At 46.3% G+C, this 13095-nt stretch carries 13 protein-coding genes; 10 read left to right on the forward strand and 3 right to left on the reverse strand.

Annotated elements, in window-relative coordinates:
- Positions 1-13: 13 nt before the first annotated feature.
- A complete protein-coding gene (mtnK, locus tag MH144_RS19670; protein WP_239303318.1) occupies positions 14-1231 on the reverse strand; it encodes an S-methyl-5-thioribose kinase in 1218 nt (405 codons plus the stop codon).
- Between the two features lie 298 nt (positions 1232-1529).
- Between mtnK and MH144_RS19675 the strand changes: the two genes are divergently transcribed.
- The 9 genes from MH144_RS19675 (at position 1530) to MH144_RS19715 (ending at position 9427) form a co-directional block, all read left to right on the forward strand.
- Entirely contained in the window at positions 1530-1991 is a 462-nt protein-coding gene (locus MH144_RS19675; protein WP_017689542.1) for a Dps family protein, read from the forward strand.
- Between the two features lie 136 nt (positions 1992-2127).
- Positions 2128-2703: a DUF1802 family protein gene (locus tag MH144_RS19680; protein ID WP_239303320.1), complete on the forward strand. Its 576-nt coding sequence runs from the start codon at positions 2128-2130 to the stop codon at positions 2701-2703.
- Between the two features lie 364 nt (positions 2704-3067).
- Positions 3068-3850 carry a Fe-S cluster assembly ATPase SufC gene (gene sufC, locus MH144_RS19685; protein WP_095288227.1) on the forward strand — a complete coding sequence of 261 codons (783 nt, stop codon included), beginning with the start codon at positions 3068-3070 and terminating at the stop codon, positions 3848-3850.
- A 24-nt stretch (positions 3851-3874) separates the two neighbouring features.
- Positions 3875-5179: a Fe-S cluster assembly protein SufD gene (sufD, locus tag MH144_RS19690; RefSeq protein WP_239303322.1), complete on the forward strand. Its 1305-nt coding sequence runs from the start codon at positions 3875-3877 to the stop codon at positions 5177-5179.
- Positions 5176-6396, forward strand: a complete 1221-nt coding sequence (locus tag MH144_RS19695) for a cysteine desulfurase (RefSeq protein WP_239303324.1) — start codon at positions 5176-5178, stop codon at positions 6394-6396. The genes sufD and MH144_RS19695 overlap by 4 nt, the downstream gene beginning before the upstream one ends.
- Positions 6386-6817 (forward strand): Fe-S cluster assembly sulfur transfer protein SufU, encoded by a 432-nt coding sequence (sufU, locus tag MH144_RS19700; protein WP_095359036.1) that lies wholly within the window; start codon positions 6386-6388, stop codon positions 6815-6817. Before MH144_RS19695 ends, sufU begins: the two co-directional genes overlap by 11 nt.
- Before the next feature lie 20 nt (positions 6818-6837).
- Positions 6838-8235 (forward strand): Fe-S cluster assembly protein SufB, encoded by a 1398-nt coding sequence (sufB, locus tag MH144_RS19705; protein WP_239303334.1) that lies wholly within the window; start codon positions 6838-6840, stop codon positions 8233-8235.
- Between the two features lie 202 nt (positions 8236-8437).
- Positions 8438-9157: a M23 family metallopeptidase gene (locus MH144_RS19710; protein WP_239303336.1), complete on the forward strand. Its 720-nt coding sequence runs from the start codon at positions 8438-8440 to the stop codon at positions 9155-9157.
- A 138-nt stretch (positions 9158-9295) separates the two neighbouring features.
- The gene (locus tag MH144_RS19715; RefSeq protein WP_218029803.1) at positions 9296-9427 is read left to right on the forward strand and encodes a YjcZ family sporulation protein; all 132 of its coding nucleotides are present in this window, start codon (positions 9296-9298) and stop codon (positions 9425-9427) included.
- Positions 9428-9561: 134 nt separating this feature from the next.
- On the opposite strand, the gene MH144_RS19720 is transcribed toward MH144_RS19715, so the two are convergent.
- Positions 9562-10611 carry an HD-GYP domain-containing protein gene (locus MH144_RS19720; protein WP_239303338.1) on the reverse strand — a complete coding sequence of 350 codons (1050 nt, stop codon included), beginning with the start codon at positions 10609-10611 and terminating at the stop codon, positions 9562-9564.
- Positions 10612-10734: 123 nt separating this feature from the next.
- Positions 10735-11487 carry a molybdenum cofactor biosynthesis protein gene (locus MH144_RS30845; protein ID WP_275440203.1) on the reverse strand — a complete coding sequence of 251 codons (753 nt, stop codon included), beginning with the start codon at positions 11485-11487 and terminating at the stop codon, positions 10735-10737.
- Between the two features lie 121 nt (positions 11488-11608).
- Here MH144_RS30845 and MH144_RS19735 point away from each other — a divergent pair, with 121 nt between their 5' ends.
- The gene (locus MH144_RS19735; RefSeq protein ID WP_239303349.1) at positions 11609-13042 is read left to right on the forward strand and encodes a bifunctional metallophosphatase/5'-nucleotidase; all 1434 of its coding nucleotides are present in this window, start codon (positions 11609-11611) and stop codon (positions 13040-13042) included.
- Positions 13043-13095: the final 53 nt, after the last annotated feature.

Raw genomic sequence — 13095 nt, forward strand, 5'->3', positions numbered from 1 at the left:
TCCGTTCCTAAATTTAAACTTTGATTGAGGAGATGGCTGTGGACACAAGGTCCAGCACTTCACCAATGGTATTCAGTCGGCGATTGTTTTTGATTAACGTTTTACCAATAGCAAGTGCTTTGCGCTGAGCACGTTCACGTTCTGTAGCATCCTGAATCGTATCAATATCTGCCACGTGGGCAAGGCCGACAATGCGACGTACCATTTTCGCACCCGCGAAGCCAATGGAATCTCTGAACAATTGTTGCACATAAAGGTCTTGATAACCTGGTGCTTTAGCCACCGGATCGACGAGATCAGATTCCCATAATGCACGGAAGCGGGTCTCAAACTCATTCCATACATCACGAACCATATCAAGCATAAGCGTTTCGCGATCACGCAGCTCAATTTCATTCTGAATCCATCCTGGCAGAGATGCATAGTTCAAAAGCAGGTTGGCGAGTACAGCACCCACGTCGAATCCGATCGGACCATAGAAAGCAAACTCGGGATCAATGACTTTAGTCGATTCTGGTGTGGCAAAAATACTACCCGTATGAAGGTCACCATGAAGGAGAGCTTGTCCATGTGTGAGGAATTTTTCCCGAAGCAGAGCCACTTCCAAATGCAATGATCCGTCTGTACGAAGGGCTTCAGCCTCGTCCTCAATGGAAGCTTCATAATTGTTTTTCTCAGCGATCCGGTATGGTTCGTCAAAGATCAGATCTTCCGTGATTTTACACTGATCCGGATTAACGAATCGACCTTGTTTTTCCTTCTTCAACTGTTGATTCATGCCGAGATCGGATGTGAAGAAAAGCGTTCTTGCCATGAATTCTCCAATATGCTGTGCGAAGAGAGGGTAAGTGACACCTTCGATGAGGCCTTTGCGCATAATCACGTGATCACTGAGATCTTCCATAACCGTCAGTGCGAGATCGTCATCATAGTGATACACCTCTGGAACCATCCCTGGGCATAGACGATATTCTTCCTGCAGAATTTCACGTTCAATGCGGGCACGAACCAGAGACAGAGGCCAAGATTCGCCAACCACTTTCGCATAAGGAAGGGCTTGTTTGATAATGATACTTTTATCGGAGTTCTGATCCGTGATATGGAAAACCAAATTCAGATTACCGTCTCCGATCTCACGACATTCCAGATTTGCATCTGCCGTAAAGAGACCCGGTAAGGTTTTGGCCAGTTCGATTGCTTCTTGGGGGGTTAAAGGGTGATATTGAGACAAGGATGCCACCTCCATATATATGAAGAAACAGGAAAACCCACTTCTTTGCTTGGTATAAGTCAGTATATCGGAATTAACCCGTTTTTTGTACCCTTTTTTTAAAGCAAGCCCTGTTTGGCTTGTTTCGAACACGGTGTGCCAGGGTAAAAACAAATAGGCCGGACGGTTCACATATTACCCCCGACAAGGCCTGCCGCTACACAGCGGTGACGAACTGTTTAACTCTCTATTATGTAAGGCAGATGAATCTGTCAACCCTACATAATAGACTAATTTTATAATAAAGGATGGGATTCACATGGCTACAAAAAACAAAACAGATCAAGCAAAATCAGTAGAACAAGTACTTAATCGTCAGGTAGCTAACCTGAACGTCCTGTACGTCAAAATCCATAACTATCACTGGTATGTAAAAGGACCAAACTTTTTCACACTGCATGTGAAATTTGAAGAGTTCTATAATGAAGTTACTGTGCAAATGGATGAAATTGCTGAGCGTATTCTTACGCTTAAAGGCAGCCCTGCAGCTACAATGAAAGAGTATCTGGAGCTCTCTTCCATCCAGGAAGCTGCAGGTGGTGAAGATGCAAAAACAATGGTGCAAAACCTGATCGAGGACTTTGCTACACTGTCCAATGAGTACCAGGAAGGTATCGAAGTAGCAGATGCTGCAGAAGACCAACCGACATCCGACATGCTGACCGGTTTCAAAGCTGATCTGGAGAAACACATGTGGATGCTGCGTTCCTTTTTGGGTTAAGCCACAGCTATAAAGCCGTGTAATAAGTTTATGTCTTCTATAAAGGAGCACTTCCCAAATGTTGTTCTTAAGTTGTTGTCAGGAACAGGCAAAGCGTCTATACTGCTGACAAGACTGATTACGGGAGGAGATCCGCATGTTAGGCACAACGATACCGGCATTAAAAGAGTGGGCTTCCGCAATTAAAGCGCTGGAAAACGGTCGCCAGATTTTGGTGATGCGCAAAGGCGGTATTGTGGAGGAAACCAGACATTTTGAGCTGAAAAGTCCGGCATTTTATCTGTATCCGACTTATGAACATCAGCGTAAAGAACTGATTAAGTCCTCTGATCATTCGTATGTTGAAGAATCACTGGCCGAATGGGTGCCCGAAGCTTCGACAATTCGCATCACTGCATATGCCGAAGTGATACAGGATTTGGAGATCAGAGATCAGGAGATGCTGGACCGACTTCATGACTTTCATATGTGGACATCGAATTTTGCCGAAGACCGCTTAAAGTGGAAACGGAAAGATCCGTTACATGTATTGATACTCCGTGTGTACCGTTTGAACGAACCGATGGAAATACCGGTGCTGCCTGAATATAATGGGTGCCGTTCCTGGATTTCCATTCCGAATGGTCCGGTGCCGCGCGAAATGACGCCGGTGGTGGATGTTGCGGATTTTGACGAACAGGTACAGAAGATTAACGATATGCTCAAAATATAAATGTAATAAGGAAGGGCTTGTCCAGATTATGGATAAGCCCTTTTTGGCAGATTAATATGGAATGAAATAATGAATTACAGTGATTTTTCTCACTGTGAGTTGGAAGAAATAACGGTTTCACATTTGATTCAAACCCGCTTTTATTATAGAATCAGGTAGAATCATGTTTCCAGAGAGGACAAGTGTTCTCGGAAATGACTTGATAATCAATGAGAATCAGTTTAGAATTATTCTAAAGTGATTATTGCTTTGGAAATTGCGGTACTTGTAGAAATTCAGGGGAAGCCCTGTTCAGATATTTAATAGGCGCTTTTTCGTTTTCGACAGCAAACATCAATTTAATCAATGGAGGGAAACAATACACATGGCTACGAATTTCGTCATTGAAGGTCTGAAAGCGACGATCGAAGGTAAAGAAATCCTGAAAGGCATTAACCTGGAAATGAAAGGTGGAGAAATCCACGCAATCATGGGTCCGAACGGAACAGGTAAATCCACATTGGCATCAGCTCTGATGGGTCACCCTAAATATGAAGTAACAGACGGTACAGTAACCCTTGATGGTGAAGATGTACTGGACATGGCAGTAGACGAGCGTGCGCGTGCAGGTCTATTCCTGGCTATGCAATATCCGAGCGAAATCGCCGGCGTAACGAACTCCGACTTCCTGCGCAGTGCAATTAATGCACGTCGCGGCGAAGGTAACGAGATCTCCCTGATCAAGTTCATTCGTCAAATGGAAGGCAAAATGAAAGAACTTGACATGAATCCAGAGTTTGCACATCGTTACCTGAACGAAGGTTTCTCCGGTGGTGAGAAAAAACGTAACGAAATTCTGCAAATGATGCTGCTTGATCCAAAAATCGTAGTTCTTGATGAGATCGACTCCGGTCTGGATATCGACGCTCTGAAAATTGTAGCAAATGGTGTGAACGCAATGAAGAGCGAAGATCGTGGATTCCTCATCATCACTCACTATCAGCGTTTGTTGAACTACATCACACCTGATTATGTGCACGTTATGATGCAAGGTCGTATCGTGAAATCTGGCGGACCTGAACTGGCTCACCGTCTGGAAGCAGAAGGATATGACTGGGTTAAGGAAGAGCTGGGAATCACGGATGAAACTGTAGGCCAAGAAGCGTAAAGACAAAACGGAGGAGGATAATCGATGACTACACAAACAATTCTTCCGGTTGAATCTGAAGCGCTTCGCGCCTTGTCGGAAAGTAACAACGAACCCGGCTGGTTGACCGAGCAGCGGCTTGAAGCCCTTAAGCTTGCAAGTGGTCTTGCGCTTCCGAAACTGGAAAAACAAAAAATCGAACGCTGGAATGTCAGCGAATATGGCACATATAAAGCAAGTGAAGCTATTTCTTCTCTAGAAGAAGTACCTGCTTCGATCAAAGATCTCGTTCAGGACCAAGCTGAAGGCAGTCTGGTTATCCAGCGCAATTCCAGCACAGTATACTCCAAGGTATCTGCTGATCTGGCAGCCAAAGGCGTTATTTTCACGGATCTCGCTACTGCGGTTCGCGAGCATGGTGATCTGGTAAAACCTTACCTGAACACAGCTGTGAAGGCAGATGAGCATTCCCTTGCTGCTTTGCATGCGGCTCTTTGGAACGGTGGAGTATTCCTGTATGTTCCTAAAAATGTGGAAATTGAAGTTCCACTTCAAGCTGTTTTGCTCACAGATGATGCATCTGCAACATTTGCACCTCATGTGCTCGTTGTTGCTGAAGCGAACAGCTCTGTAACTTACGTTGATAACTATGTTTCCGGCGAACTGTCCGCACCTGTTTTCCATAACGGTGTTGTAGAAGTCTTCGTTAAATCGGGTGCAAAAGTACGTTTCGCGTCTGTTCATCAGCTGTCTACGAATGTTACTGACGTTTCCTTCCGCCGTGCAGTGGTCGAGAACGATGGAACAATCGAGTGGATCGTTGGTGAAATGAACAACGGCGATACAGCTAGCAACACGATGTCCGTGCTGAAAGGTAATGGCTCCAGCTCAGATTCGAAAGTCATCGCTGTTGGTTCCGGATCCCAAAAAATCAACTACACTACAGAAGCTCGTCACTTCGGCAAAAACACGCCGAGCCAGATGATTACTCGCGCAGTTATGCGTGAAGAAGCTTCTGCCATCATCAACGGAATCACGAAGATTGAGAAAGGTGCAACCAAAGCGGACGGTCAGCAAACAGAGAAAGTACTGATGCTGAGCCCGAAAGCACGTGGAGATGCCAACCCAATCCTTCTGATTGACGAGGACGATGTTACAGCGGGTCACGCGGCTTCCGTAGGTCAAGTCAATGCTGAACAAATCCATTACTTGATGTCCCGCGGGATTAACCGTACGGATGCTGAACGTCTGATTATCTACGGCTTCCTGGCTCCGGTGGTGGCGGATATTCCTCTGGAAGCACTGCGTACCCAATTGCAGTCCCTTATTGAACGGAAACTGGGACAATGAACCCGTCCATCCGCGAGCAGTTCCCGATCCTCCACCAGGAAATTAACGGACACCCGCTCGTATATTTAGATAACGCAGCGACTTCTCAGAAGCCGCTGGCCGTTATCGATGCGATTAAACATTATTATGAATTTGAGAACTCCAATGTGCATCGCGGTGTGCATACACTTGGAAGCCGTGCTACGGATGCCTATGAAGGTGCACGCGAGAAGGTAGCCAAGTTTATCAATGCACGTCGTACACAGGAGATCATTTTCACACGTGGGACAACAACAGCCCTCAATTTGGTGGCTTCGTCCTATGGCCGGTCTGTCTGCAAAGAAGGCGACGAGATCGTTATTACACCGATGGAACATCACAGCAACTTGATTCCTTGGCAGCAGGTAGCCAAGGAGACAGGTGCAACATTGAAATATATTCCGCTTCAGCCGGATGGCAATATCGATTTGGCAGATGTGGAGAAGACGATTACGAACAAAACAAAAATTGTAGCAATCGCATATGTATCCAATGTCATGGGTGTCATTCATCCGGTAAAACAAATTGCTGAAATTGCACACCGCAATGGCGCTGTCATGGTTGTAGACGGCGCACAGAGCACTCCGCATATGAAGGTGGACGTACAGGATCTCGACTGTGATTTCTATGCATTGTCTGGTCACAAAATGTGCGGACCAACCGGTATCGGTGCACTTTACGGCAAAAAGGCGCTGCTGGAGTCCATGGAACCGGTTGAGTTCGGCGGTGAAATGATTGATGACGTTGGTCTCTATGAATCCAATTGGAAAGAGCTTCCGTGGAAATTCGAAGGCGGAACCCCTATTATCGCAGGTGCGGTAGGTCTGGGTGCAGCCATCGATTTTCTGGAGCAGATTGGCATGGATGAGATTGCCCATCATGAAAGTGTATTGGCAGCTTATGCAACAGAACGTATGGCAGAGATTGACGGGCTGACCATCTATGGTCCAGCGAAGCGTCATGTTGGCGTGGTCACCTTCAACCTGGGGGATGTACATCCACATGATGTGGCAACTGTTTTGGATGCGAGTGGTGTAGCCATTCGTGCCGGACACCACTGTTGCCAGCCGCTTATGCGCTGGCTGCAAGTCAGCTCAACAGCTCGTGCCAGCTTCTATCTATATAACAATGAACAAGATGTGGACCGGCTTGTCAGCGCCTTAATTCAGACAAAGGAGTATTTTGGCGATGCAACTTGATGATCTGTACCGGCGTGTCATAATGGACCACTACAAAAACCCGCGTAATCGCGGAACGTTTGATAATGACGCTGTCACGGTGAATTTGAACAATCCTACGTGCGGCGACCGGATTTCATTGCAGCTTTTACTGAAAGACGGAATCGTCCAGGAAGCCAAGTATACGGGAGAAGGCTGTTCCATCAGCATGTCGTCGGCGTCCATGATGACCGACGCTGTCAAAGGCAAATCGATGGAACAGGCACTCGATCTGGCTGACCGTTTTTCCTCACTGATGAAAGGGGAAGAAGTCGATTTCGACGATTATGAAGATCTCGAAGCCCTATCCGGTGTGAACAAGTTCCCTGCACGCATCAAATGCGCCACTCTGGCCTGGAATGCATTACGCAAAGGGATTGACGAAGAGGACAATGTACAATAACGATAGGGAGGTAGAGCAAGATGGCTAAAAAAGCACCAGAAATGGAAGAGTATAAATATGGTTTTCGCGATGAGCACAAATCCATCTTTCAAACCGGTAAAGGTCTGACTGCAGAAGTTGTTACCGAAATTTCCCGGATTAAAAACGAACCGGAGTGGATGCTCGAGTTCCGCTTGAAATCTCTGAAACAGTTCGAGAAAATGCCAATGCCAAAATGGGGAGGAGATCTCGATGAGCTGGATTTCAACGATATCCAGTACTATGTTCGCCCTTCTGAAAAACAAGGGAAAACATGGGAAGAGGTTCCTTCCGAAATCAAGGAAACCTTTGATAAACTGGGTATTCCTGAAGCCGAGCAAAAGTTCCTTGCTGGTGTATCCGCTCAGTACGAATCTGAGGTTGTATACCACAACATGCAAAAAGAGCTGGAAGACCAAGGTGTAATCTTCATGGATACCGATACAGCTCTTAGAGAGCACCCGGAAATCCTTCGTGAATACTTCGCTACGGTAATTCCGCCAGCGGACAACAAATTTGCAGCACTGAACAGTGCCGTATGGTCCGGAGGAAGCTTCATCTACGTGCCTAAGGGCGTTAAATGTGAAGTGCCTCTGCAAGCCTATTTCCGGATTAACTCCGAGAATATGGGACAATTCGAGCGTACGCTTATCATTGCTGACGAAGATAGCTTCGTTCACTATGTTGAGGGCTGTACAGCTCCAATTTACAGCACGAACTCACTCCACAGTGCCGTGGTTGAGATCATCTGTAAGAAAAATGCCCGTGTTCGTTACACTACGATTCAAAACTGGGCACCTAACATCTACAACCTGGTAACCAAACGTGCAGTTGCTGAAGAGAACGCAACAATGGAATGGGTTGATGGTAACATCGGTTCCAAACTGACAATGAAGTATCCAGCCGTTGTACTGAAAGGCCGTGGAGCAAAAGGTTCCGTACTTTCCATCGCTGTAGCTGGTAAAAACCAGCATCAGGATGCAGGTGCGAAAATGATCCACTTGGCTCCAGACACGACTTCAACGATTGTATCCAAGTCCATCAGTAAGCATGGTGGTAAAGTAACATACCGTGGTCTGGCTTCCTTTGGTCGTCAAGCAGAAGGTGCCAAGTCCAATATCAAATGTGATACGCTCATCCTGGATAATGAGTCCACATCGGATACAATTCCTTACAATGAAATCATGAATGACAACATTATGCTGGAGCATGAAGCTACGGTATCGAAAGTATCTGAGGACCAACTCTTCTATCTGATGAGCCGTGGTCTGACTGAAGCTGAAGCAACACAAATGATCATCATGGGCTTCATTGAGCCGTTTACTAAGGAATTGCCAATGGAGTATGCGGTAGAAATGAACAGATTGATCAAGTTTGAAATGGAAGGCAGCATTGGTTAATTGCTGCATGCACAAGGACCGGGGGATTTCCTCCGGTCCTTGTTTTTTTGAGCACGAAAACAATCGGATTGTATACGAATAGACGGACTTGTATCGCAGAAAATCGGATGGTTGAATCGCTGTTTTTAGCATAAAATAGGTTCAACAGCACAAGCGATTTCATAGATTGCTGCATCTATTGATAGAAAAGGATGGTGAATCTATGAGCTTCAATCCTTTTGAAGGATATCGCATTACAAGTTCGTTTGGTTATCGTATCCATCCAATTCATGGTGGACAGACCTTCCATCGGGGAATTGATCTCGTCACAGAACCTTGGAATGGCCCTGTATACGCATTTATGGAAGGGGTCGTACGATTTGCTGCTGAAGGAGCTACGGGCTCCGGATTCGGCGGTTATGGGCTTACAGTTGCTGTACAGGATCATCGTGGGTATCTGCATTGTTACGCCCACCTGTCGCGAATTACGGTTAGTGTGGGTCAGCGGGTGAAACGAGGTCAACTCTTGGGCAACCAGGGGAGTACAGGGCAGAGTACAGGGCCCCATGTCCATTACGAAATTCGTAAAACGAGTGCCCCATCTTACGGGTATACAGCCAGTGTGGATGGAGTGGTTGAGCCAGAAGCATATTTACAATTGGAATTCGGTGCCACATCTGAAGAGCAGGAGGCTCTGCCGATGACAAGTGAAGAGAAGAAAGCTTTTGAAGCGATGGAAAAGACACTGGAAGCTCAAGCGTCCTGGATCGCGCAGCAGAAGAATCTATCCAATATGCCCTGTCCGCCTTGGGCAGTGGAGGCCTATAATTACTATCGTTCTTTTATCATGACGGATACAGGCAGTTACGACTTCTGGCGATTGTTGGTTATTATGTATCGCAAGGAGAAAGGAATTCAGGTCTCATCAGATTCGGGGAAATAATAAGGTCCAGCGTGTTGATTACGATGATTCGTATCGAAGCAGGCCATAAACCATTTATTGAATATTGCCATTTCGCCCGGTTCGCTTCCTCTGCAAGATCATATGTTAGGGTATACCTGATGAAGAGGAGGCAATCACATGAGCGAAGTAGGATATGGTTGTGGTGGCAACGTAGGCGGAATTGGTGGATACAACCCATTCACATCGGTAGGCGCAATCTTGGTATTGTTCATTCTGTTGGTTATCATCACTAAAGCATTCTGCGTGTAATAAGCGCATCAAACCTGATTAAAGCAAAAGGGAAGCCGAAAAATCGGCTTCCCTTTTTACTTTCATAAGATAAATTCTTGTAGTGTTCATCATTCATTTTTCTATTTTCTAAGTGCTGCTAAGAAACGATTGAGCTATTGAATATAAATTTCGACGATGGCGATATCTCTTTCTTTCGCTAAATCAATAAAGGCTGTAGATGTCTGAACAAGTGGACGGAAATAGTCTGCAGGGTTATTCATTACGATGATCCCCGTTTCCCCTGAGGTGAGAAGTACCCTTTTGCCTATAAAATTAGGCAGCATGTGTTTGATGAGCTCCTGGGTAGCTTCTCCATTGAGTTGGCCAAAGCTCAGGCTGTACAGCTCGCACAGGACGGAGATTAACTCCTGCTTGGTCTGATATACCCGGTTGGTCGTCATGGCGCTGTAAACGTCAGCTACGGCCGTAATACGGGCATATGGATGTATATCGTTCCCTTTCAATCCATGAGGATAGCCGCTTCCGTCTTCCCGCTCATGATGCTGAAGGGCGACCGTTGCAAGAATTTCATCCTGCGTAGACTCTTTAACAATCTCATATCCGTATAACGTATGTTTCTTCATTTCTTCGAATTCTTCCGGGGTTAGTTTTCCCGGTTTATGTAGCATTTCAGGAGAAATCTTGGATTTTCCAATATCGTGCAGATAACCTGCTTTTGCCACTGTCAGGCATTCTTCGGGATTGTAGCCCATCCAGCCAGCAATATAAAACGCGAGCATTCCCACTTGCAATGAATGGTTGTAGGTATAATCATTATCGCCGTCAAGCATAAGTAGGAGGGAAACGACATCCTTCTGTTTCTCCAGTTGAGTCGTCAGGTTAATCAGAATTTCATCGACCTGAGTTTCGTCAATAAACCCTTTCTCCATCGCTTGCTGAAACAGAGATTCGGTACCTTTGATCGTATCGTCAAACAGGGTAGTTAACAGACGGGTCTGATCGGAAGGCATGGTTTGCGTATCAGAGTGTAGGTCGGATGTTGTATGTTCTACATCTGCGTAATCGATTCCATGTTGCAGCAATTTGGTAATATCGTCTTCGCTGAGTAAGGAACCTTTCATCAGCATGTGGAGACCTGAACTGTTGTAGACATCATTTTTTAACAGATCACCAGGTTTAAGATCAGTAACATGCACTCTCACGTATAAACCACCTTTTCCTCGACTTATATCGACATATATGCTTATAATAACAAGAAAAAAATGGGTTGACAACGACTTATTTACTAATTTAATTAGCCTTGCAAGAGGTGGAATGACTAATTATTAATTATCCAAGGGGTTCCAGGGTCCCAGTTGATGCCCCTTCCACTCGGAACCATCTTCCCATATTTCCTTTTTCCAGATCGGGACCGTTTGTTTCAGTCTCTCTATAGCGTAGCGACTGGCGTCATAACAATCACTGCGGTGAGGCGAGGAGACGGCGATAACGACACTAATCTCCGCGACATCAACCTGACCGATCCGGTGGCTGATTGCACATCTGACACCTGGCCAGCGCTCGGAGATTTCACTTCCGATGTTAGCCATCTGAGAAAGCGCCATAGGTACATAAGCTTCATATTCCAGATGGACCGTTCGCTGTTCACCAGTCATTTCACGAGTAGTACCTACAAAAGTCAGTGCTGCCCCGTGGTTTGCGGTAATGACCAGCGCTGTTGTTGCTTCCACAGACAGGGGGGACTTGGTAATCATAAACATCCCGTCCGAAGTACGATGTTCGGAGAGTGAAGACCTATGATTATCCTCGGAACCTGAACCCTCAGTACCGTCTCCTCCTGAAACTGGGGGGATTAAGGCAAGTTCATCTCCGGGATTAATCATTGTATCGGCAGGAGCATACTGCTGGTTCACTGCCAGAAAGGAAGTTCGAATCTGTGAAGCAGCCTCAGGATAGGCGAGTGCCAGGCTTTCTTTGAGAAGAGCTGCGGTCAAAGGACTTTCTGTATATTCATATTCAAGCAGGGACGTGCCCAGACGTTCAGCAATGCCTGCAAACAGTTGAATGGTTAGTATCATGCTTATGCGTCACCTCTTTTTTATCTCTAAACCCTTTCAATATATCATAACGACGCGGAAAATGTTATGCTTATCTATTAGAGGAATGTACGTTAAGCAAGGACTGAGAGGAGGCGGTGTGATGAGCACCAAGGAAAAACAAACGTTAACCATTCTGCACACCAATGACATCCATAGTCATTTTGGTTCCATGAGCTCTATCGCCGCCATGATTGGACAAGAGAGAGAAAGAAGCGAAAACGTTCTAGTTCTGGATATCGGGGATCATATGGATCGCATGGCCGTAGAAACAGAGGGGACACTTGGGGGAGCCAACGTCGATGTGATTAATTTGACGGGGTATGATGCCATAACAATTGGCAATAACGAGGGACTGACGTTTACACCAGAGCAGCTGGCACAGTCTTTTTCAGGACTATTGTGCCCTGTCGTGTGCGGGAATGTTGTGGAAGAGGCCAGCGGTCTGCCTCCAGTATGGATGAACTCATCCCTTATTGTGGACAAAGGTCCATTTCGGATAGGGTTGCTCGGAGCTACTGCACCGTTTACTGCTTTTTACGACTTGCTGGGATGGAAGCTGCTTGACCCGGTGGAAACACTGCGTGAGCAAGTTGAAGCGCTGCGCCCCAATGTGGATATTGTCATTATACTCTCCCACCTGGGTCTATCAACGGATCGGAAACTGGCGGAGCAGATTGAGGGCATTGACGTGATTCTTGGTGGACACACACACCATGTGCTCGAAGAACCTCTGGTTATTGGGAATGCGGTGCTGGGAGCAGCCGGAAAATTCGGTCAGTGGCTTGGTAAAGTCGTACTTGAACGGGATAGCGGTGCGAATAAGCTTAGACTGGTTAGTAGTGGCTGCTTTCCATTGAAGGATCAGATGCTGGATGAGAAGGTTGCACTGGCCATCGCCGCACATCGCGTTGAGGCAGAGCGTGCTCTTGGACAGACAGCTGTAATAATTGACCGAACTCTTCCGATAAAATATGAGAAGGAATCACCATTCGCTTCGCTGCTTGCTCAGGCAGTAAGGCATTTTACGGGAGCGCAGCTGTCTCTGGTTAACGCTGGTCAACTCCTTGGTGAACTTCCGCAAGGGGATATCAGCAAGGGAATGCTGCATTCTCTATGTCCTTCTCCGATCAATGCTTGTACAATAAGGCTGAAAGGCAGAGAGATTCGTGAAGCACTGGAGCAGTCTTTGCTCCAGGAGTATGCCGACAAGCCCATCATCGGATTTGGATTTCGCGGGAAGATTCTTGGAACGCTGTGTGTGGATGGTATTGAGGTGGAGTATGATCCTGAGGGTCATCCATATCAAAAAATCAATGCATTACATGTCGATGGTAAGCCTATGGGTGATGAACAGGAATATGTAGTCGGAACACTAGACATGTTTACATTTAATGTGGGATATCCCTCATTGGCCCGTGGAACCGAGATCGCATACCGACTTCCTGAATTTATACGAGATCTGCTGGAGATCGAATTAAAAAGACCAGGGGCGTTGGATGATAGCCTTCGATCCCGCTGGCATGAAAGAATTTAACGAGTACTTGCCTTCTGCTGAAGCGGCGGCTAGTGGAAATTACATCTACGGAG

It is taken from the genome of Paenibacillus sp. ACRRY, assembly GCF_022346995.1.
Lineage (GTDB): Bacteria > Bacillota > Bacilli > Paenibacillales > Paenibacillaceae > Paenibacillus.

Coding starts and splice junctions, on each gene's coding strand:
- sufU (WP_095359036.1), top strand. CDS start 6,386: ATGCAACTTGATGATCTGTACCGGCGTGTCATAATGGACCACTACAAA.
- MH144_RS19675 (WP_017689542.1), top strand. CDS start 1,530: ATGGCTACAAAAAACAAAACAGATCAAGCAAAATCAGTAGAACAAGTA.
- MH144_RS19735 (WP_239303349.1), top strand. CDS start 11,609: ATGAGCACCAAGGAAAAACAAACGTTAACCATTCTGCACACCAATGAC.
- sufD (WP_239303322.1), top strand. CDS start 3,875: ATGACTACACAAACAATTCTTCCGGTTGAATCTGAAGCGCTTCGCGCC.
- MH144_RS19695 (WP_239303324.1), top strand. CDS start 5,176: ATGAACCCGTCCATCCGCGAGCAGTTCCCGATCCTCCACCAGGAAATT.
- sufB (WP_239303334.1), top strand. CDS start 6,838: ATGGCTAAAAAAGCACCAGAAATGGAAGAGTATAAATATGGTTTTCGC.
- MH144_RS19715 (WP_218029803.1), top strand. CDS start 9,296: ATGAGCGAAGTAGGATATGGTTGTGGTGGCAACGTAGGCGGAATTGGT.
- MH144_RS19710 (WP_239303336.1), top strand. CDS start 8,438: ATGAGCTTCAATCCTTTTGAAGGATATCGCATTACAAGTTCGTTTGGT.
- MH144_RS19680 (WP_239303320.1), top strand. CDS start 2,128: ATGTTAGGCACAACGATACCGGCATTAAAAGAGTGGGCTTCCGCAATT.
- MH144_RS30845 (WP_275440203.1), bottom strand. CDS start 11,487: ATGATACTAACCATTCAACTGTTTGCAGGCATTGCTGAACGTCTGGGC.
- sufC (WP_095288227.1), top strand. CDS start 3,068: ATGGCTACGAATTTCGTCATTGAAGGTCTGAAAGCGACGATCGAAGGT.